This window comes from Streptomyces gottesmaniae (assembly GCF_031845845.1).
GTDB classification, from domain to species: domain Bacteria; phylum Actinomycetota; class Actinomycetes; order Streptomycetales; family Streptomycetaceae; genus Streptomyces; species Streptomyces akebiae.
In genome coordinates, this window is the sequence record NZ_JAVRFJ010000010.1 from 50,049 (window position 1) to 69,659 (window position 19,611).

The following is a 19,611-nucleotide window of genomic DNA, read 5'->3' on the forward strand; positions in this document are numbered from 1 at the left end:
GCATGCGCACCACCACCCTCGGCCCCGACGGCCCCGAGGTCGGCGTCGTCGGCCTGGGCTGCATGGGCATGAGCTTCAGCTACGACCAGGCGACCCCGCGCGACGAGGCCGAGCTGGTCTCGGTGATCCATCAGTCCCTCGACCTGGGGATGACCCTGCTGGACACCTCCGACGTGTACGGCCCCTACACGAACGAGCAGTTGGTCGGGCGCGCCCTGGCGGACGGCCACCGCGAGCGCGCCGTACTGGCCACCAAGGTCGGCGTGCTGGGCAAGGACGGTGCGGTCACCGGCGTCGACGGCCGCCCGGAGCACATCCGTCGCTCGATCGACGAGAGTCTCGGGCGCCTCGGCACGGACCACGTGGACCTCTACTACCTGCACCGCGTCGACCCGGATGTGCCGATCGAGGAGAGCGTGGGCGCGCTGGCGGAAGCCGTGGAGGCGGGCAAGGCCCGCGCGATCGGTCTGTCCGAGGTGAGCGTCGAGCAGATCAGGCGGGCCCAGTCCGTTCACGCGATCACGGCGCTGCAGTCCGAACTGTCGCTGTGGACGCGGGACTGGATGACCGAGGTACTGCCACTGCAAAGAGCAGGGCATCGCCTTCGTGCCGTACTCACCGCTCGGCAAGGGCTTCCTCACCGGCCGCTTCTCCTCGGACGACGACCTGCCGCAGGAGGACTTCCGGCGCGGCCTGGCCCGCTTCCAGGACGATGCCCTGGCGATCAACCGCGCCATCACCGACAAGGTTCGCGAGATCGCCGACCGCCTCGGTGTCACCCCGGCGCAGGTGGCGCTGGCCTGGGTGCTGGCCCAGGGGGAGTACGTCGTCCCGATTCCCGGCACCAAGACACCCGAGTACCTGCAGGACAACGCCGGTGCGGCCGACGTGCGGCTCAGCGCCGAGGACCTCGCCGAACTCGACGCCCTGCCCACCCCACAGGGAGGCCGCTACTACTGAGCCGGCGTCGGCCCAAGCACCACAACAGATCAGCACAACAGATCTGCCCCACAGAGCAGCCCTACAGAGCAGCCCTACAGATCAGTCAGAGGAAGTTGGTCATGGAGTACACGCGTCTCGGAACCTCGGGCCTGAAAGTCAGCCGTATCGCGCTCGGCTGCATGAGCTTCGGCGACCCCGCGAAACGGATGCCATGGGTGCTCGACGACACGGCGGCCGAGCCGATCTTCCGGCAGACCGTCGCACTCGGCATCACGTTCTGGGACACCGCCAACATCTACGGTCTGGGCACCTCCGAGGAGATCGTCGGACGCGCGCTGCGGAAGTACACCCAGCGCGACGACATCGTCCTCGCCACGAAACTGTTCCAGCCCATGCACCAGGGGCCGGGCGGCGCGGGGCTCTCGCGCAAGGCAGTCATGGAGCAGATCGACGCCTCGCTGCGGCGCCTGGACACGGACTACGTCGACCTGTACCAGATCCACCGCTTCGACCCCGAGACACCGGTCGAGGAGACGATGGAGGCGCTGCACGACGTGGTCAAGGCGGGCAAGGCCCGCTACATCGGCGCCTCCTCGATGTGGGCATGGCAGTTCGCGAAACTGCAGCACGCCGCGGAGGCGAACGGCTGGACGAAGTTCGTGTCCATGCAGGACCACTACAGCGTGATCCATCGCGAGGAGGAGCGGGAGATGTTCGGCCTGCTCGCGGACCAGGGCGTGGGCAGTATCCCGTGGAGCCCGCTCGCCGGGGGAAAGGTGACCCGCCCCTGGGGCGAGCAGGGCACGACGCGCAGGTCGGAGGAGGACCGCCAGGTCGACATGAACGGCCGGCCGCTCTTCCTCGACAGCGACAAGGCCATCGTCGACGCGGTGCAGAAGATCGCCGAGGAGCGCGGGGTGTCCATGGCGCAGATCGCGCTGGCCTGGGTGCTCAAGAACCCGGTGGTCTCGGCCCCGATCGTGGGCGCCACCAAGCCGCACCACCTGGCCGACGCCGTCGCGGCGATCGACATCGAGCTGACCGACGACGAGGTCGACGCTCTTGAAGCACCCTATGTTCCGCGCCTGCCCATCTTTTTCTCCTGATCGGCCGGCAAGGGCCGACGTACCGACACGGGTCTGGGGTCGTCGCGCCCTGCCCGCGTGCGCGTTGCGCTCGCACTGAGACCGCCGGCACCGCACTCCCCCGCACTCGTCGCAACGGGTCTGCGGTCAGGAAATCCACACAAGGAAAACAGGAAGAGTACTCGATGAGTAAGACCTCCAAGTCGCCCTCGCCGAAAAGGGCTTGCGCGTGAATCCGAAATACAAAGCGATTGCTCTGATCGCTGTTGCTGCCCTGACTATGGCAACACTCATTTACGTCAACCTGCAAAATGTGCGAGACACGGGCAGGCAAGGTTTTTCCCTTGTGGGCGATGCCGGAACGCCTGAGGTCGGACAATGGTCGAGCGAGCCGAACCGGACAGCTCAGGTGGAGTCCTGACGATGCTACGTAAGCTGCTGTTCTGGAGCTTCGCGGTGGTGTTTCCGCTCCCGCTGATTCTCACCTACGAGTTCGTGGCCACTGAACCCGACCTCCTGAAGTTCTATGTATTCCTCGGCCTGATTGCCTATACATGGTGGCTGTTGTCCATCGTGCTCAGCGTGAGACCGGCCTGGCTGCACCGCTTCGTGGGACTTCCGGCCATCTACGGCCTGCATGGAGCACTCGGCGTACTGGCAATCGCGGCAGTATATGTGCACAGTGACAACTCCTACTCCCCGAGCCACCTGGCTCGAATTCTGGGGGATTGGGGGTTCTATGGAGCGCTCGCAGTGCTGTGCTACTCGATGTTCTTTATGAGTGGGTGGTTCGTCGACAGGTCGAGACTGCTGCTGAAGGTCAAGGGACTTCTGGAGACCGTCCTCCGCCGCCAGCTATCCGTGTGGATTCATCGACTCAACCTGGTGATCGTGGCGATGATCTGGCTGCACGCCCACCTGCTCGTGAGAGTGAATCAGTACTTCGCGTTCATGATGCTTTTCGATCTGTACACAGTGACGGCGCTCGGCATCTATGTCTGGAAGAAATGGATCGCGCCCGACACGTATCTGATGGGGACAGTCACCAGCAACGAAACGCGCGGTGGGGCGACCCGCAGGGTGTCGGTGGGCCTCGACAGCAAAGCGGCGACCCTCCGGCCGGGCGACTTCTTCTTCCTCAGCTTCGAGGGGTCTTCTTCTGCGAGTAGGGAATGGCACCCCTTCTCGGTGACCGACGACAACCAGAAGACCCTGGCCTTCACGATTCGGCAGCACGGAGACTTCACCCGGCGTCTCGACAATGTCGAAGTGGGAACCCGCGTCCGCCTGGAGGGGCCGTTCGGCCGCTTCGAATCGATCATCCAGGGGCGGCACCGCGAAGCTCCGCTCGTGCTCGTCGGGATGGGCGCGGGTGTGGCGCCGCTGCTCAGCCTGGCAGCAGCTCACCACACCACGCGGAAGATTCACCTGCTGTGGGCCGTCCGTAGCCCGGAAGACGCCTATTACCGTGACGTGATCGAGGAGTACCAAGCGGCGTCTGGTAACCGCATGCAGGCCACCATTAGTGTCGGCCGGTTCCGCCGTGAAGATCTCGCCAACACGCTGTCTGCAGAGGCAGTCGCGAAGGGCGCGTTCTTCATTGTGGGTCCGAACCCCGCCGTGTTGGCGAACCAACGCCTACTGCGGCGCATCGGCGTCTCTGCACGACGAATACACCAGGAACGCCTCACCATGTAGTCGATGCGACCACAGTTCCACGTGGCCCCAGGAAATCGCCCATGCCGACGAAACGGAGTTCACTGAGATGACAAGCACCACGCGCCGGAAATTTCTTGCACTGACCACCGTCGCACTGGCGGGAGCCGGAACCGCGGGCTGTTCAATAATAAGAGGGGCAGGCGAGGCACTCGGCGGTTCCGAAGCCTCGAAAACCGTCCCGCCATTGGATAATTCACGCACTTTGGTCGCCTACTTTTCGATGCCGGAAACCGATGACCCGAACAACATGACGGAGAACGAGCAGAACAGCACTCATGTCGTTGATGGAAAGGTTCTCGGGAACACCCAATACGTCGCTCAAATCATCGGGGAGAGCACGGGCGCCGAGGTATTCCGCATCGAGACAGCGGAAGAGTTGCCCCTCGATCACAAAACCCTGTCAGATCTCGCACTAAAACAGCAAGAAGACGACGAAAGGCCGAAACTCAAAACCCTGATACCGAACCTTGAAGAATATGGCACCGTATTCATCGGCTATCCGATCTGGTGGTACAGCCTGCCGATGCCGGTGCACACGTTCCTTGAACAGCATGATTTCAACAAAAAGAACATCATTCTATTCACCACTCATGGCGGAAGCCGCCTGTCGGGAACTGTTGAAATCGTCACCGAAAAGCTTGCTGATTCCACTGTGATCAGTAATGCGTTCACGATCTCACGAGACGATATGGACAATGCCGAGGCGGAGGTGGGCGATTGGCTCGACAGTCTCGGGATTTCATGACGCCCGCCAGTTGCGGTCCCGCGGTCCGGGCCGAGCCCGGCCAAAAGGGATCTTTGCCCGGTTTTTGGGGGGCACTGGCACGGCGTGGAACAGCCCGGCCTCCCACCCCGGCGGGCGCTCTGCTTGAGTTTTACTGACCGCCCGGCAACATCGGCACCACAGGACGCGCCCCTCACCGGACAAGCCGGGACGTCATCCGAATTCACGGACGTGGTGAGCCGATACCGCCGGACGAAGTGCCCAGGTGCTCGTCTCCGGCGCGGTCCGCTTCTTCGCCACCGACTGCGATGCGGTAACGCACCGAGGGTGCTCTCAACCGACCAACATGAGGGATGTAACGCATGCACGAACAGGACAGCACGCCGAACGGCAACTCGACCGACCGCGGCCGTCGCGGCTTCCTGATGGGTGCGGCCGGGCTGGCAGCCACCTCGGTGGTGGCCGCGCCGGCCACACTGGCACAGGCGCAAACCGCATCGTCCGAGACCGGCACCAAGGGCCCCGTCGGCCGTCGCAGCCCGGTGACCGCGGCCATCACGCAGACTGGTCACCGACGGCTCGGGTCCGGGCCCGGGTCCCTGAAGGTTTCCAGCATCGGCCTCGGCACCCAGACCATGCCGGGCAACCTTTACGGTCCGGTCACCAGCCGCAAGGACATGGTCGCCCTCATCCGGACAGCTTTCGACCAGGGAGTGACGTTCTTCGACACGGCCGAGGCGTACGGGCCGTTCGAGTCGGAACGGATCCTCGGCGAAGCCCTCCGGACCGTCCGCGACGACGTGGTGATCGCGTCCAAGTTCGGCTGGAACATCGACCCGGACACCGGGGCGAACACCGGCCTGAACAGCCGTCCCGACCGCATCCGGCAGGTCGTCGACGGCATACTGAGGCGCCTGCGGACGGACCACATCGACCTGCTCTACCAGCACCGGGTGGATCCCACCGTCCCGATCGAGGACGTCGCGGACACGGTGAAGGAACTCGTCGCTCAGGGCAAGGTGCGGCATTGGGGCCTGTCCGAGCCGGGCCTGGGGACCATCCGCCGGGCTCACGCGGTCCTGCCGCTCACCGCGATCCAGAACGAGTACTCCATGCTGTGGCGCGGACCGGAGGAGCAGGTCCTGCCGCTCTGCGAGGAACTCGGCATCGGCTTCGTGTGCTGGGCGCCCCTGGGCATGGGCTTCACGACCGGCGCGATGAGTCCGTACTTCCCGTTCACAGAGGGAGACCGTCGGACCGCGATGCCCCGCAACAGCCGGGACAACCTGGCCGCCAACATGCCACTCGTCCAGCTCCTCCAGGAGTGGGCCGTACGCAAGGGCGCCACGCCCGCCCAGATCGACCTCGCCTGGCTGCAGGCCCAGAAGCCGTGGATCGTGCCGATACCCAGCACCACCAGGCTGTCCCACTTCCTGGAGAACATCGGCGCGGAAGAAGTCAGGTTCAGCCCCGACGAACTCCAGGAGCTCAACGCCGCCGTCGCGCAGATCACCATCCACGGTGACCGGCTTCCGGCAGCGTCCCTCGCGCTGACGGGCGTGGAAGCACCGCCCCGCTGACCGGCTGACCGGCCACACAAGCCGAACAACGCAGCACAACGTCCTCCCGTCCCCGGCCGGACTCCCGTACAACTACGGGATGTTCCGGCCGGAAGCGTATGGGGTCGGTCTGGGGGTGGCCCTGGGGGCCCTGTCACACCCCGGAACACCACTCCCCGGAACGGTGCGGTCTCCCACACGGCGAGCGACCGCAGCAGGCTGCCTTGTAGCTCGAAGATCAGGCGCTCCAGCACAGGGCATCCGCGGGTGTGCCCAGGAATCCGAGACACAGGGAGCGGACGATGAAGTACACCAAGCTGGGCGATCTGGAGGTCTCCCGCATCGGTCTGAGCGCGATGTCGATGTCCCACGCCTATACCGGGGCGAGCACGGATGACGCGGAATCGATCCGTACGATCCACAGGGCGCTCGACCTGGGCGTCACCTTCATCGACACCGCCGAGGTCTACGGGCCCTTCACCAAAGAGGAGCTCGTCGGCCGGGCGCTGAAGGGGCGTCGCGACGGGGTCGGCGTCGTCCTAGCGCATCGTCGGGGCGCTGCTCGGCCCCGACGGGAAGCCGGTCGCCTACGAGCCCGGAAGCTGGGGTCGTGCCGAGGCCGACGGCCTGGTCACCGATGGCCGCTGCAGAACGCGGAGCCGGGCCGATGAAGCGATCCTGGGGATGGACAGGTCTGGCGGCGGGGGCGGCCCTGGCTGTGTCGGCGGCCTCCTGCACGCCGTCGTCGACACCCACATCAGCCCCCGCACTGTCCGCGTCCGCCGACAGGACCGCACCCACGTCAGGAGCCACCGTGCAGCCGTCAGCCGACCAGAGAGCCCGCGAGGAGATCTTCGACGCTCACCGCGCCTATCTGGACGCCATGGACGAGGGAGACACCGCGGCGCTCGACGACCTGCTCGACGACGACTTCACCCTCACCCACATGACCGGCTATGTGCAGCCGAAAGCCGAATGGCTGGCCGAGATGCGGCAGGGCCGGTTCGTCTACCACACGATCGACGAGAAGAAGACGACACTCGACATCGAGGGCGACACGGCTCGCCTCGTCGCCCGGACCGTCACGGACGCGACCGTGTACGGCAATCGCGCCGACTGGCGGCTGCAACTCACCACCGACTACGCCCACAAGGGCGACACCTGGGCCACGGTCCGCACCGTGGCCACGACCTGGTGACCGGGACCTTCCGGAGGCGGATGTGACAGTGGACCGGCTCGGCCTGGTCGTGCACGGCTGGCGCACAGAGGCCGTGGAGGCGGCCGGCGGTGTGTGGAGCCGCCGCCCGACGGTGATCACAGGAGGGACTCGGCGGTGATGGGCAGTTCGCGCACCCGTCGGCCCGTGGCGTGGAAGACGGCGTTGGCGATGGCGGGCGCCACGCCGACCAGGACGACTTCGCCGAGGCCCTTGACGCCGATGGGGTCGGCCTCGTCGTCGCGCCCGTCGACGTAGATCGCCTTGAGGTCGGGGACGTCGGCGTTCACCGGGACCAGGTAGTCGGCGAGGTTGGCGTTGACGATCCGGCCGTCGCGGTGGTCGGTGACCGTGTGCTCCAGCAGGGCCGTGCCGATGCCGCCGACCATGGCGCCCAGGGCCTGGCTGTCGGCGAGCTTGGGGCTGATGATGCGGCCCACGTCGAAGACGCCGAGCATGCGCCGTACCCGCACCAGGCCCAGTCGGGCGTCCACGCCGACCTCGGCGAACACCGCCCCGTAGGCGTACATGGAGGACCGGGACTGCCCCGGGGTCCAGGAGCCCATCGACTCCAGGTGAGCACGGTCGTTGCGGGTGAGCAGCTGCCGGTACGTCTCCCCGCGGGCGGGGTTGTCCCGCACATGCATCCGGCCGCCGCGCACCACCACGCCCTCCGCGTCGACGCCGTACAACGGTGATCGCGAGTCCTGGACGGCGAGTTCGACCGCCTGCCGGCGCAGCTTGTCGCAGCCGTCCTGGACGATGGTTCCCACGCTGGCCATGGTCTGCGAGCCGCCGTGGATCGGGGCCTCGGGCATGGTGGTGTCGCCGAGCCGGACGGTCACGTTGCGGACCGCGAGGCCGAGGGCGTCGGCGGCGACCTGGGTCATGGAGGTGTAGGTGCCGGGGCCCATGTCGCTGGTCGCGGACTCGATCAGGGCGGTGCCGTCGGCGTCCAGCCGCACCCGGGCCTGGCCGGGGGAGCGCAGGGTGTCGTAGAGGGCGGTCGCCATGCCGGTGCCGATCAGCCAGTCGCCGTCGCGGGTCGAGCGGGGCCTGGGGTTGCGACGGCTCCAGTCGAACTCGCGGGCGCCGATGGTGTAGCACTCGCGCAGCCGCCGGGTGGAGAACGGCCGCCCGTTGGACTGGTCGTTGTCGGGTTCGTTGCGCTGCCGCAGCTCGATGGGGTCGATGCCGAGTTCGTGGGCGAGCTCGTCCATGGCGCTCTCGACGGCGAAGGCGGCGGTGGTGTAGCCGGGGCCGCGCATCGGGGTCGGGGTGTTCACGTCCAGCGGCACCGTACGGTGTGTCTGGCTGACGTTGGGCGTGATGTACAGCATCTGGCCCGGAGCGATGACGCCGCGCTCGGCGAACGTCTCGTACCTCGACGTCTCGGCGCGCAGGTCGTGGGTCATGGCGGTGAGCCGGCCTCGGCGGTCGCTGCCGAGGCGCACCGTGTACTCGTACGACGGCCGGTAGCCCACTCCGAAGTAGAGCTGCTTGCGCGTCAGGACTAGCTTGACCGGGCGTCCCGTCTCGCGGGCGGCGAGGGCCGCGATGGTGATGTGCGGCCAGGCCCGCGCGGCGTTGCCGAACGCGCCGCCGACGAAGGGGGAGATGACACGGATGTTCTCCGCCGGAATGCCGAAGTTCGCGGCGAGTTCGTCACGGGGGCTCCGCACCCACTGGGTCTTGTCCCACAGCGTCAGCCGGTCGCCGTCCCAGCGGGCGACGGTGGCGTGGAGCTCCATCGCGTTGTGGTGGTTGCGGGCCGGCCGGTACGTCATCTCCAGCCGTACGGGAGCGGATCGCAGGGCCGCCTCCGCGTCGCCGCGCGCATAGGTCCTGGGCTCGCCTGCCGCCGGTGCTTCGGAGAGGTCGGTGGCGGGCCGCTCGCTGTCGTAGTCGATGCTCACCAGGCTCGCCGCGTGCTGGGCGGTTTCCAAGGTGGCGGCCACGACGACGGCGACCGGCTGGCCGTGGAAGCGGACCTGGTCGTCCTGAAAGACGCGCAGCCGCTCACCCGGAAGGTTCAGCGAGCCCGGATTGGGCCTGTAGGGCAGCTTGGGGGCGTTGCGGTGGTGGATCACCTTCAATACACCCGGCTGGGCCTCGGCGGCGCGGGTGTCGATGCCGGTGATCCGGCCCCGGCCCACGCTGCTGTCGACGACGACGGCGTGCACGACTCCCTCGGGCCCCTCGGGTTCCTGATCGGCGGCGTACTTCGCCTGGCCGGTCACCTTCAGCCGCCCGTCCACGCGGGAGAGCGGCGCGCCGACGGCTGCCTGCGGCTGGGGGCTCATGCGATGTCTCCTACGATGCGCAGCTGGCGTTCGACGGTGCGTTTGAGCAGCTCGACCTTGAAGCGGTTGTGCCGAAGCGGGTGGGCGCCGTCCGCCGCGTGGTCGGCGGCCTCGGCCCAGAGCCGGTCCGAGGGCCGTTCACCGATGACGGCTTGCTCGACGGCGGGCAGCTTCCAGGGCACGGTGCCCACGCCTCCGGCGGCGACCTTCGCCTGGCGGATCACCCCGCGGCGGATGTGCAGTGCGACGGCCGCCGAGGTCAGCGCGAACTCGTAGGACTGCCGGTCCCGGACCTTCAGGTAGCCGGACGCGAGCGGCCGCGCGTGGGCCGGGATCTCGACGGCGGTGATCAACTCGCCTTGTCGCAGCGCTTGTTCGCGGTTCGGGGTGCTGCCCGGCTTGAGCAGGAAGTCGGCGAAGGGGACGGTGCGCTCGCCGTCCGGGCCGAGGAGGTGCACCCGCGCCTCCAGTGCCGCGAAGGCCACGGCGACGTCGGAGGGGTGGGTGGCCACGCAGGAGTCGGACGTGCCGAGGATGGCGTGGGTGCGGTTGAAGCCCTCCAGCGCGGCGCAACCCGAGCCGGGCTCACGCTTGTTGCAGGCGGCCGTGACGTCGCGGAAGTACGTGCACCGGGTGCGCTGCATGATGTTGCCGCCGATCGTCGCCATGTTCCGCAGCTGGGCGGAGGCGCTCAGCTCCAGCGCCTGGCAGACGACGGGGTAGGCGATGCGGACCTTGGGGTGCGTGGCGGCTTCGGCCATCGTCACCAGCGCGCCGATGCGCAGGCCGCCGCGCTCGGTGACTCTCACCTCGTGCAACGGCAGTCCGCCGATGTCGACCAGTGTGCCGGGGTGCTCGACGGTCTCCCGCATGAGGTCGACCAGGGTGGTGCCGCCGGCGATGTAGCGTCCGCCGCGTTGCCCGGCGTCGAGTGCCTCGCGGGTGTCGGTGGCCTTCGTGTACGTGAAGGGATACATGGCGGGTGGCCCCTTACTTCCCATCGGCGGCGGCCTGCTCGACCGCGCGCACGATCTTCACGTAACAGCCGCAGCGGCAGATGTTGCCGCTCATCCACTCCCGGATCTCGTCCTCGGAGCCGGTGTGGCCCTCCTGGATGCAGCCGACGCCGGACATGATCTGGCCCGGGGTGCAGTAGCCGCACTGGAAGGCGTCCTGGTCGATGAACGCCTGCTGGAGCGGGTGCAGTTCGTCGCCGTCGGCCAGGCCCTCGATCGTGGTGACCACGGCACCGTTCAGGCGAATCGCGAGCGTCAGGCAGGAGTTGACCCGGCGTCCGTCGACCAGGACCGTGCAGGCACCGCAGGCACCGGCGTTGCAGCCCTTCTTGGAGCCGGTCAGCCCCAGGTGCTCGCGTAACAGGTCCAGCAGCGAGGTGCGGTTGTCCACCGTGACGGTGTGCCGACGGCCGTTGACGGTCAAGGTGACACGGCTGCCGGGTGGTGCCGAGGCGGCCGCGGCCGCCTCGGCACCGAGCAGCGACGTACCTGCGGCCAGACCGCCCGCCGCGAGGACACCGCCGGCCACGGAGGTCGTCGCGATGAAGGTCCGGCGAGTCGGTGCGGACGGGGGCTGGGTGGGGGGAAACACATCTGATGCGGAGGGCTCGGCAGTCATGCCCACTCTCTCGATGGGGGGAGATTGCGGTCTTGCTGCAGCATGCTGAGCCCGGTGGACATGTGACAGGCCGTGCCATGCCGGGGAGCGGTGAGCCGGGGTGTGACAGAGCCCCTCTCCCATCTGTCCCACGGGGCACGGCACTGTCAGACTGGGTCGTTTGACCCCTGTTCCGGGCGCACGCTCCGGCGCAGTTCCGCGTACCACCAGGTCTCGCAGGCGGCCACTGCGGCCAGCAGCACCACGACGCCGGACAGCCCGGCCAGCGGCGGCAGCACGACCGCCGCCGGGAGCCAGGCGAGCAGCAGGCACACAGCGGCCAGGCGGAACGGGCCCCACACCCCGGCGGAGATACGGCCGAAGAGCAGCAGACCGGCGAGATACGTGGCGGCTCCGCCGCACAGTACGCCGGCGTAGAAGCCGCCCAGTCCCTTGCCGCTGTCGGCGTACGCCACGACGCCCTCGACGCCGAGCGCGGTCAGCACGATGCCCGCCGCGATGGGGAAGTGCGCGTAGCCGTAGGCGTTGACCGCCAGGCTGAGACGGGCCCGCCCCCGTGTCTCGGCCAGCCGGTGCTCCACCAGCAGGCTCACCACGTCGAAGTACAGCCACCACAGGCCCGCTGCCGCCGCCACGCCCAGAACGCCGGCCGCCAGCAGAGGCACGCCGAGCGGACGGTCCGTGGCGCCGGCGGCCATGGCGATGAGTGACTCGCCGATCGCGATGATGACGAACAGCTGATGCCGCTCGGTGAAGTACGGCGCGCTGTGGATGCGCCAACTGCCCCGCCGCGACGTGAGGTAGACGCCGCCCCAGTCCACCACGATTGCCGCGGCATACAGCGCCGTCTGCCATCGGCCGCCGATCGCCGCGCCGACGATGAGAAGGGCGGAGCCGGACAGCACCGGCGGCCACGACACGGCGATCTGCCGCAGCAGCCCCCGGTCGCCGCGCGCCAGGTGCGCGTAGATGACGAGGTGCACGCTGCGCACGAGCAGGTAGGCACAGGGCAGCACCAGCGGCCCGTACAGCCCACCTGGGGAGTCGTCCCACGCCTCCGGGACGGTCAACGCGATCACGAAGACCCCGGCCATGGCGAGTGTCATCCCCAGCCGTACGACGCCGAGGTCGGCCCGGGCCTGGTTGCCCAGCCAGGCGTACGCGGACCACGAGAACCAGACCAGAGCCAGAAGCAGCACGCCGTGGAGCACACCGAGACCGCTGTGCTCCTGGGCCATGTACTGGGTGACGCGGGTGAGGGTGATGACGTACACGAGGTCGAAGAAGAGCTCGAACGTGGTCACCCGACTGCCGACCAGTACGGGGCGCGCCCCGGCCTGTGGAGCGTGCTCCGCAGTGCCTGTGTTCCTCACTGGCCGTGCCCTTTCTCCCATGCCCGTCGCGAGCACAGTCTGATGGATAGCGCAGATGAGCGGCGTGAGGCAGGCCCTGTCACACCCTGGAACGGCGTTCCCCGGCATCACACGGTCTCCCTCGCACCGGTCGCGCACGGCACCGTGGACGCCAAAGGCCCGAGCCCGGCCTTCGACGGGTGAGAGGTACGGACAGTGGCTGTGCATCGCGTCGCCTTCGACGCCATCGGCACCCGGTGGAGCATCGAGACGGACGAGCCCCTTGCCGAGGGCGTGCGCGCGGACGTCCTGGAGCGGATACGCCGGTTCGACGCCACGTACTCCCGATTCCGGCCGGACTCACTGGTCTCCCGGATCGCCGCCGCACCGCACGGCGGCCGGTTCGAGTTCCCGGACGATTCCCTGGCCCTGTTCGACCTGTACGACCGTCTTGCCGCGGCCACTTCGGGCGCCGTCGATCCCCTCGTGGGCCGCGATCTGGAGCTGCTCGGATACGACCCCGCTTACTCGCTCACGCCCGCTCCAGCGGCGATCCGGGCCCAGGAGAGCGCCCGGGGCCGGGTGACCTGGGTCGCCGATGTCGTCCGGGACGGCGCGCTCGTCGTCACCCGGCGTCCGCTCGTGATCGACGTCGGCGCGGCCGGGAAGGGCTACCTCGTCGATCTGGTCGCGGACGTCCTGCGAGGCGCCGGCATTGAGCGGTTCGTCGTGGACGGCGGCGGCGATCTACGGCACGAGGGCGGGCCGACCATCCGGGTCGGTCTTGAGCACCCATTCGATCCGCGGCTCGTCATCGGAGTGGCGGATCTGAAGGGCCGGGCGCTGTGCGCGTCGGCGGTCAACCGGCGCGCCTGGGGCGAAGGGCTGCATCACGTGGTCGATGCCCGCACGGGTCGGCCGGTCAGGGGCGTCGTCGCCACGTGGGCCGTCGCCGACGAGGCCGCGGTCGCCGACGGACTGGCGACCGCGCTGTTCTTCACCGAAGGACCCACGCTCGCCCACGACTTCCCCTTCGCGTACGTGCGGATGCACGCCGACGGGCATGTCGAGGTGTCGCGGGACTTCCCCGGTGAAGTGTTCACGGGCCGCCGGGCGCAGCAGCAGACAGCATGACCAGCGCAATCAAAGGAGCACGACGAGCCATGTCAGCCCTGCACAGGAAGATCGCGACCGCGACGCTGCTCGGAGCCTCCGTCTCCGCGGCCGTCGCCGGCTGCTCCGCCGCGGACGAGGAGCAGGGCGGGGCGGGCACGCGGCGGGCCACGGCCTCCTCGTCCCCGTCGGTGTCCGCCCGGAACTCCGGCTACGCCGACGGCACGTACCGTGCGACGGGGTGGTACGGGGGCCTGCCCTCCAGCATCGACGTGACGGTCACCCTCGACGACGATGTCATCGCCGATGCCGAGGTGACCCCGAACGCCACGATCCCCACCTCGCTCGACTACCAGGAACGTTTCGCCGAGGCCGTCCCGGACGTCGTCATCGGCCGGAACATCGACGAGGTGCGCGTCTCCCGGCTGGCGGGCTCCAGCGGCACGCCGGACGGGTTCAACGACGCCCTCGACCAGATCAGGGCCCAGGCGGCACGGTGACCGGGAGGGTCACTCGGCCGACTGCTGCCGGGACAGGCGTACCTCCTCGATGTCGAGGCGCCGCTGGACCTGGCGCAGCACGGTGTCGTCGATCTCGTGCTCGTCGCGCAGCCGCAGGACGGTGGCGCGTTTGTGGGCGAGGAGTTCGAGGCGCAGCGCGGTGTAGTGCCGGTCGTGGCGCAGCGCCTCCTCGTCGTCGGCCTCTCCGCCGCTCGCTCGCAGAACCTGCAGGTGGGTCTCGTACTCGTGGCGCATGCGCTCCGTGACGGCCGCGTCGGTGCCGAGTTCCTCGGCCACCTGGGGAAGCGACTTGAGGGCCTCCTCCGTAGCGGAGGTCTCCGCGAGGTACAGCTCCTCGTCGACCGAGGTGTCGCGGGGCAGGCGGGCCCAGCGGACCACCACGGGAAGCAGCAGGCCCTGCACCACCAGCGTGGTAACGATGACGCCCGAGGTGACGAAGACGATCGTGTCGCGGTCCGGGAACGGCGCGCCCGAGTCCAGCGCGGTCGGCACCGACAGTGCCACCGCCAGGGACACGGCACCACGGAAACCGGACAGGGAACTGACCACACGGGCGCGATAGTTCATCCGGCGCAGCCGCTGCTGCGGGCGGCGGTCGACCAGGCGGATCAGATGGACCGCCGTGAACAGGAAGGCGAACCGTGCTCCCACGAGTACGGCCGAGACGGCGCCGACCGCGATCAGCGCATGGGTGAGGTCGTTCCCGTGCAGACCGCGCACGGCTGACTGCGCCTCAAGACCGACCAGGACGAACAGGGCGCCGTTGAGGACGAAGGTCGACAGAGTCCAGAACTCCTCGCCCTGGCGACGCGTCGCAGCCCCGACCAGCCGGGGGGACGCCTGACTCATGATCAGCCCGGCCACGACGACGGCGAGGACCCCCGAGGCATGGATCAGCTCGGCCAGGAGGAACGCCGTGAACGGTGTGATGACGACCGCCACGTTGCCCATCAGCGGATCGTGGAAGCGGCGGCGCACCTGGATGCCGAGCCAGGCCGTGAGCGCGCCAGCGGCGGCACCGCCGATGTAGGAGACCAGGAACAGCCACGTGACGTGGGGGAACGTCAGATGTTCCTCGCCGACCGTGATGCCCACCGCGAGGCCGTAGACCACGAGCGCGGTGCCGTCGTTGATCAGGCTCTCGGCACGCAGCAGGGTGACGTTGCGGCGAGGCAGGGACTTGGCGAGGACACCGACGGCGGTGGCGTCAGTAGGGGCGACCGCGGCGCCCAGCACCCAGGCCGGGCCCCAGTCCAACCCCAGCGCATGGGCTACGACAGCGACGGCACCCGCAGTGACGATCACCAGGGTGGTGCCCATCAGGACGATGCCGCGCAGGTCGCTGCGGATCTGGCGGAGCGAGGTCGTCAGGCTCTCCCAGTACAGCAGCGCCGGCAGGAACAGCAGCAGCACGGCCTCAGGCGGCATGTGGACCTCACGCAGTGCCGGGACGAAGCCCAGCAGCGCGCCGATGACGAGCAGCAGCACGGGCGGTGCGATGCGCAGTCGGTGGCCGATGCCTTCCCCGAGCAGGAGGGCAAGGCCCAGGACCACGATGAGTTCGAGGCCAAGCACGGTGTCTCTCCCGTCGGTTCAGGGATGTTCAGGAATCGAGGTCGTCGGCGTAGCGACGGAAGCCGTGGCGGTCGACGTGCAGGGACCACAGCGTGTCCGCCAGCACGGCCGGGTCCTTCCGGTGGTGCCCGGGGATGACCGCACCGGGAATGATCAGCTGGCCGACATGGATGCCCTCGGCGGCGAGCGTGTCGTGCAACAGATGGCCGTAGGCGCTCTCGGCGGCGAACGCGATGGACGTGCCCGCCCGGCCGGGGTGCGGGATCGCCGCTGTGCCGCCGTTGACGAACAGGATCGTGCCGCGGCCGAGGGCGCACATGTCGGGCAGCACCTGCTGTACGGCGGTGACCGGCCCGTAGACGGAGAACTCGACGGGCCCGGTGAGGTCCGCCGCTGTGGTCCGAAGCACCGGGCGCATGAAGTCGGCCCGGGGAACGGGGCTGTACTGCAGGATCTCGATCGGTCCGAGCGTGGTGTGCGCCGCGTCCAGCGCGGCCTGGAGGGACTTGGTGTCGTGCACGTCGGCGGAGAAGCCGCGCGCCGTGACGCCTTCGTCGGCCATGTCGGCGGCGAGGGCGTCGAGCCGGGCCTGGTCGCGGGCGACGAGCGCGACCTCGTGGCCCTCGCGGCCGAAGCGGCGGGCGACGGCGGCGCCGAGGCCGGGTCCGGCTCCGACGATGGCGATGGTGGTCATGGAGTGTCCGTGTCCCTGTCCGTGTCCGGGAGGGGCCCCGTACGGGGCGTCGGGGGAACAGCCCCCGTACGGGGTGCTTTCAGCTGCTGGCCGTGGGTCAGCCCAGCGTCGTGGTGTCGATGACGAAGCGGTACCGCACATCCGAGGCGAGGACGCGGTCGTACGCCTCGTTGATCTGTTCGGCGCCGATGACCTCGACCTCGGCGCCGATGCCGTGCTCGCCGGCGAAGTCGAGCATCTCCTGGGTCTCCGGCAGCCCGCCGATGAGGGAGCCGGCGAAGGTGCGGCCCTTCATCAGCAGGGAGAAGACGTTGACCGACAGCGGCTCGGCCGGTGCGCCGACGTTGACCAGAGCACCGTCGACGGCCAGCAGACCGAGGAAGGCGTCCAGGTCCAGCTTGGCGCTGACCGTGTTGATGATGAGGTCGAACGTGCCGGCCAGCTTCTCGAAGGTCTCCGGGTCGCTCGTGGCGTAGTAGTGGTCGGCGCCGAGCTTCTTGCCGTCATCCTGCTTCTTGAGCGACTGCGAGAGCACGGTGACCTCGGCGCCCAGGGCGTTGGCGAACTTGACGGCCATATGGCCGAGCCCGCCGAAGCCGATGACGGCGACCTTCTTGCCGGGACCGGCGCCGAAGCGCTTGAGCGGCGAGTAGGTGGTGATGCCGGCGCACAGCAGCGGGGCCGCGTTGGCCAGGTCCACGCTGTCGGGCAGCTTCAGGACGAAGTCCTGGTCCACCGTCATGCGCGTGGAGTAGCCGCCCTGCGTGAACTGGCCGTACTTGTCGGTGTCGCCGAAGGTGAGGGTGCCGCCATCCTTGACGCAGAACTGCTCGCGCCCAGCCTGGCAGTAGTCACACTCGCGGCAGGAGTCGACCAGGCAGCCGACGCCGACCTTGTCGCCGACGGCGTACTTGGTGACCTCGGAGCCGATCTCGGCGACCACACCGGCGATCTCGTGGCCGGGCACGACCGGGTAGACCTGCTCGCCCCACTCACTGCGGGCGTGGTGGATGTCGGAGTGGCAGATGCCGCAGTACTTGATGTCGATAAGGACGTCACGCGGGCCGACCTCGCGCCGCTCGATCATCATCGGGGAGAGCGGTTCGGTCGCGGACGTGGCGGCGTACGCGTTTGCGGTAAGCACAGTTCTCCTGTGGGGGTTGGGTTTTCTTGATGACCGGCGGCGCGGCCGGAGCCGGTCGCCGGAGTCTGCGGGAGGCCGTTGATTCAGCGGGGGTCGAGCCGCATGGTCGTGGAGCTCGCCGTGTCGCTGGTGATGGCCTGGATGATGGACGGGGCGTAGTGCCCGTACTTGCGGCGGTAGGCGGCGTCGACGGCTTCGTTGATCTCGTCTGCGTCGGTCTCGTCGGCGAGGTCGAGGAGGGCGACGTCCTTGGTGACACCCCCGGCCGCGATGCAACCCTCGTGGCGGCCACGAGTGCCGCGGTACCAGTCGGAGCCGGGCCCGTAGACGGACCGGACGTAGATCTCGTCGTCGACGCGGACCACCCAGATGGTGCGCCAACTGCTCAGCGTGCCGCTGGAGCGCAGGGACGCGATGTCCAGTTCCTCGGCGTGCTCGATGCGGTCGAGTTCGTCGTCCGTCCAGGTCGTGGTGGTGGTCATGGGTGGTGCTCCTTGCGTGATGTTCAGCGGGTGGTCACCGCTGCGGGGCGGGCCTGAGCAGCAGGCTGGCCGCGGTGGTGAGGAGGACCAGGCCGGCGGCGGTCAGCAGGCTGGTGCGCAGGCCGTGGAAGAAGGTCGCGTGCTGGGCCACCAGGGCGCCGAACACGGCCACGGCCAGGGCGCCGCCGATCTGGCGGGCGGTGTTCAGGACGCCGCTGGCGGTGCCGGCGCGCTCGGCCGGGACGCGGTCGAGGAGAAGTGAGGTCACGGCCGGTACGGCGAGGCCGCCGCCCGTGCCGACCGGGATCATCAGCAGCACCATCAGCCAGGTGGGCGCCGACGCCTGCGGGACACAGAGCAGTACGAGGCCCGCCGTCATGGCGAGCTGCCCGGTGATGATGGGCATGCGCGGGCCGAACTTCCGGGCGCACCAGGCGGCCGTGGGGCTGACGAAGGCGGTCAGCAGGGTCATCGGCAGGAAGGCCAGCCCGGTGGCCAGCGGCGACAGGCCGTGCTCCTGCTGGAGGTACAGGCTGAGCAGGAAGATCATGCCGTAGAAGCCGACGTTGAGAGCGAAGCCGATCGACGCTGAGATCGCCATCGTGCGCTCGCGGAGCAGCGGCAGCGGCACCATCGGGTTCCGGCCACGGGCCTGCGCCATGAGGAAGGCCGCGCCCGCGACCACGGCGACCAGCAATGCCACCAGGACCCGGGGAGCGGTCAGCCCGACCGCGCCGGCCTCGATCGCGGCGTACGTCAGACCGCCCATGGCCGCCACCGCGGTGAGCTGGCCGGTCCAGTCGAACGGGGTGTCCGCGCGGCGCGGAGAGCGGAGAGTGTGGGCCAGCAGAAACAGGGCCAGCACGCCCACCGGCAGGTTGACGAAGAAGATCATCCGCCAGCTGATCTCACTGAGCACGCCGCCCAGTACCGGGCCCGCCGCGGCACCCACCGAGCCGCCCATCGCCCACACCGAGATCGCCCGCGCCCGCTGCGCGGAGTCGGGGAACGCCTCGCGGATCAGCGCCAGCGAGGCCGGCACGATCACCGCGGCGCCCGCACCCTGCACCAGCCGGGCCACGACCAGCACACCCAGGTTCGGTGCGAAGCCGCAGGCCGCCGAGGCGGCGGTGAACACCACGAGCCCCGCCCCGAACGCCTGTCGCGCACCGATCCGGTCGGTCACGGACCCCGCCGACAGGAGCAGTGCGGCGAACATCAGCGTGTAGCCGTCGACCACCCACTGCAGCCCGGTGATGCCGCTGTCGAAGTCTCGGCCGATCTCGGGCAGCGCGACGTTGACGATCAGGGCGTCGAGCGTCATCACGAAGAAGCCGAGCAGCGCGGCCGCCAGCGCCCAGCGGGCACCGGTACCGTCTGCACGGCTGTTCTCGGTGCTGGCCGATGACCGGGTGGACGCGACGGGACTGGACACGGATGTCTCTCCTGTGAGCGAGGTGGACAGATGGTTTTCCCTGGCGGGGTCCAGCCTGCTCGGCCCGCGCGAGCGGCGGCAGGCCGTGTTGTGCCGGGGAGCGGTGTTCCGG

At 68.9% G+C, this 19,611-nt stretch carries 17 protein-coding genes and 2 pseudogenes; 10 read left to right on the forward strand and 9 right to left on the reverse strand.

What is annotated here, in order from left to right; all coding sequences use genetic code 11:
- Positions 1-2: 2 nt before the first annotated feature.
- The 8 genes and pseudogenes from RM704_RS13500 to RM704_RS13535 all read left to right on the forward strand — a co-directional run bounded on the left by RM704_RS13500 (position 3) and on the right by RM704_RS13535 (position 7,227).
- Positions 3-960, forward strand: a pseudogene (locus RM704_RS13500) (aldo/keto reductase).
- Positions 961-1,061: 101 nt separating this feature from the next.
- Entirely contained in the window at positions 1,062-2,048 is a 987-nt protein-coding gene (locus RM704_RS13505; RefSeq protein ID WP_033531055.1) for an aldo/keto reductase, read from the forward strand.
- 208 nt (positions 2,049-2,256) lie between these two features.
- Positions 2,257-2,448, forward strand: coding sequence for a hypothetical protein (locus RM704_RS13510; protein WP_157856794.1), 192 nt, complete (start codon positions 2,257-2,259; stop codon positions 2,446-2,448).
- Positions 2,449-2,450: 2 nt separating this feature from the next.
- Positions 2,451-3,725, forward strand: coding sequence for an FAD-binding oxidoreductase (locus RM704_RS13515; RefSeq protein ID WP_311590573.1), 1,275 nt, complete (start codon positions 2,451-2,453; stop codon positions 3,723-3,725).
- A 67-nt stretch (positions 3,726-3,792) separates the two neighbouring features.
- Positions 3,793-4,491, forward strand: coding sequence for a flavodoxin (locus RM704_RS13520; protein WP_033531054.1), 699 nt, complete (start codon positions 3,793-3,795; stop codon positions 4,489-4,491).
- Between the two features lie 341 nt (positions 4,492-4,832).
- Positions 4,833-6,050: an aldo/keto reductase gene (locus RM704_RS13525; RefSeq protein WP_033531053.1), complete on the forward strand. Its 1,218-nt coding sequence runs from the start codon at positions 4,833-4,835 to the stop codon at positions 6,048-6,050.
- A 281-nt stretch (positions 6,051-6,331) separates the two neighbouring features.
- Positions 6,332-6,586: pseudogene (locus tag RM704_RS13530) on the forward strand (aldo/keto reductase); the annotation flags it as partial.
- A gap of 257 nt (positions 6,587-6,843) precedes the next feature.
- The gene (locus RM704_RS13535; RefSeq protein WP_052146418.1) at positions 6,844-7,227 is read left to right on the forward strand and encodes a nuclear transport factor 2 family protein; all 384 of its coding nucleotides are present in this window, start codon (positions 6,844-6,846) and stop codon (positions 7,225-7,227) included.
- A 116-nt stretch (positions 7,228-7,343) separates the two neighbouring features.
- Here RM704_RS13535 and RM704_RS13540 read toward each other — a convergent pair whose 3' ends face one another.
- The 4 genes from RM704_RS13540 to RM704_RS13555 form a co-directional block, all read right to left on the reverse strand.
- Positions 7,344-9,548 (reverse strand): xanthine dehydrogenase family protein molybdopterin-binding subunit, encoded by a 2,205-nt coding sequence (locus tag RM704_RS13540; RefSeq protein ID WP_033531051.1) that lies wholly within the window; start codon positions 9,546-9,548, stop codon positions 7,344-7,346.
- Positions 9,545-10,525, reverse strand: coding sequence for an FAD binding domain-containing protein (locus RM704_RS13545; protein ID WP_033531050.1), 981 nt, complete (start codon positions 10,523-10,525; stop codon positions 9,545-9,547). The genes RM704_RS13540 and RM704_RS13545 overlap by 4 nt, the downstream gene beginning before the upstream one ends.
- 13 nt (positions 10,526-10,538) lie before the next feature.
- Positions 10,539-11,183 carry a (2Fe-2S)-binding protein gene (locus RM704_RS13550; RefSeq protein WP_033531049.1) on the reverse strand — a complete coding sequence of 215 codons (645 nt, stop codon included), beginning with the start codon at positions 11,181-11,183 and terminating at the stop codon, positions 10,539-10,541.
- 146 nt (positions 11,184-11,329) lie between these two features.
- A complete protein-coding gene (locus tag RM704_RS13555) occupies positions 11,330-12,487 on the reverse strand; it encodes a low temperature requirement protein A (RefSeq protein ID WP_311590574.1) in 1,158 nt (385 codons plus the stop codon).
- A 264-nt stretch (positions 12,488-12,751) separates the two neighbouring features.
- Here RM704_RS13555 and RM704_RS13560 point away from each other — a divergent pair, with 264 nt between their 5' ends.
- Positions 12,752-13,669, forward strand: coding sequence for an FAD:protein FMN transferase (locus RM704_RS13560; protein ID WP_202808158.1), 918 nt, complete (start codon positions 12,752-12,754; stop codon positions 13,667-13,669).
- Positions 13,670-13,698: 29 nt separating this feature from the next.
- The gene (locus tag RM704_RS13565) at positions 13,699-14,148 is read left to right on the forward strand and encodes a hypothetical protein (RefSeq protein ID WP_311590575.1); all 450 of its coding nucleotides are present in this window, start codon (positions 13,699-13,701) and stop codon (positions 14,146-14,148) included.
- 9 nt (positions 14,149-14,157) lie between these two features.
- On the opposite strand, the gene RM704_RS13570 is transcribed toward RM704_RS13565, so the two are convergent.
- The 5 genes from RM704_RS13570 to RM704_RS13590 all read right to left on the reverse strand — a co-directional run bounded on the left by RM704_RS13570 (position 14,158) and on the right by RM704_RS13590 (position 19,499).
- Positions 14,158-15,744 (reverse strand): Na+/H+ antiporter, encoded by a 1,587-nt coding sequence (locus tag RM704_RS13570; protein WP_033531047.1) that lies wholly within the window; start codon positions 15,742-15,744, stop codon positions 14,158-14,160.
- Between the two features lie 28 nt (positions 15,745-15,772).
- Positions 15,773-16,438, reverse strand: a complete 666-nt coding sequence (locus tag RM704_RS13575) for an SDR family NAD(P)-dependent oxidoreductase (RefSeq protein ID WP_033531046.1) — start codon at positions 16,436-16,438, stop codon at positions 15,773-15,775.
- Positions 16,439-16,535: 97 nt separating this feature from the next.
- Positions 16,536-17,582, reverse strand: a complete 1,047-nt coding sequence (locus RM704_RS13580) for an NAD(P)-dependent alcohol dehydrogenase (RefSeq protein ID WP_033531045.1) — start codon at positions 17,580-17,582, stop codon at positions 16,536-16,538.
- 83 nt (positions 17,583-17,665) lie between these two features.
- Positions 17,666-18,064, reverse strand: a complete 399-nt coding sequence (locus tag RM704_RS13585) for a DUF2255 family protein (RefSeq protein WP_033531044.1) — start codon at positions 18,062-18,064, stop codon at positions 17,666-17,668.
- 34 nt (positions 18,065-18,098) lie between these two features.
- Complete coding sequence (locus tag RM704_RS13590) at positions 18,099-19,499, reverse strand: MFS transporter (RefSeq protein WP_033531043.1); 1,401 nt, start codon at positions 19,497-19,499, stop codon at positions 18,099-18,101.
- Between the last annotated feature and the right edge of the window lie 112 nt (positions 19,500-19,611).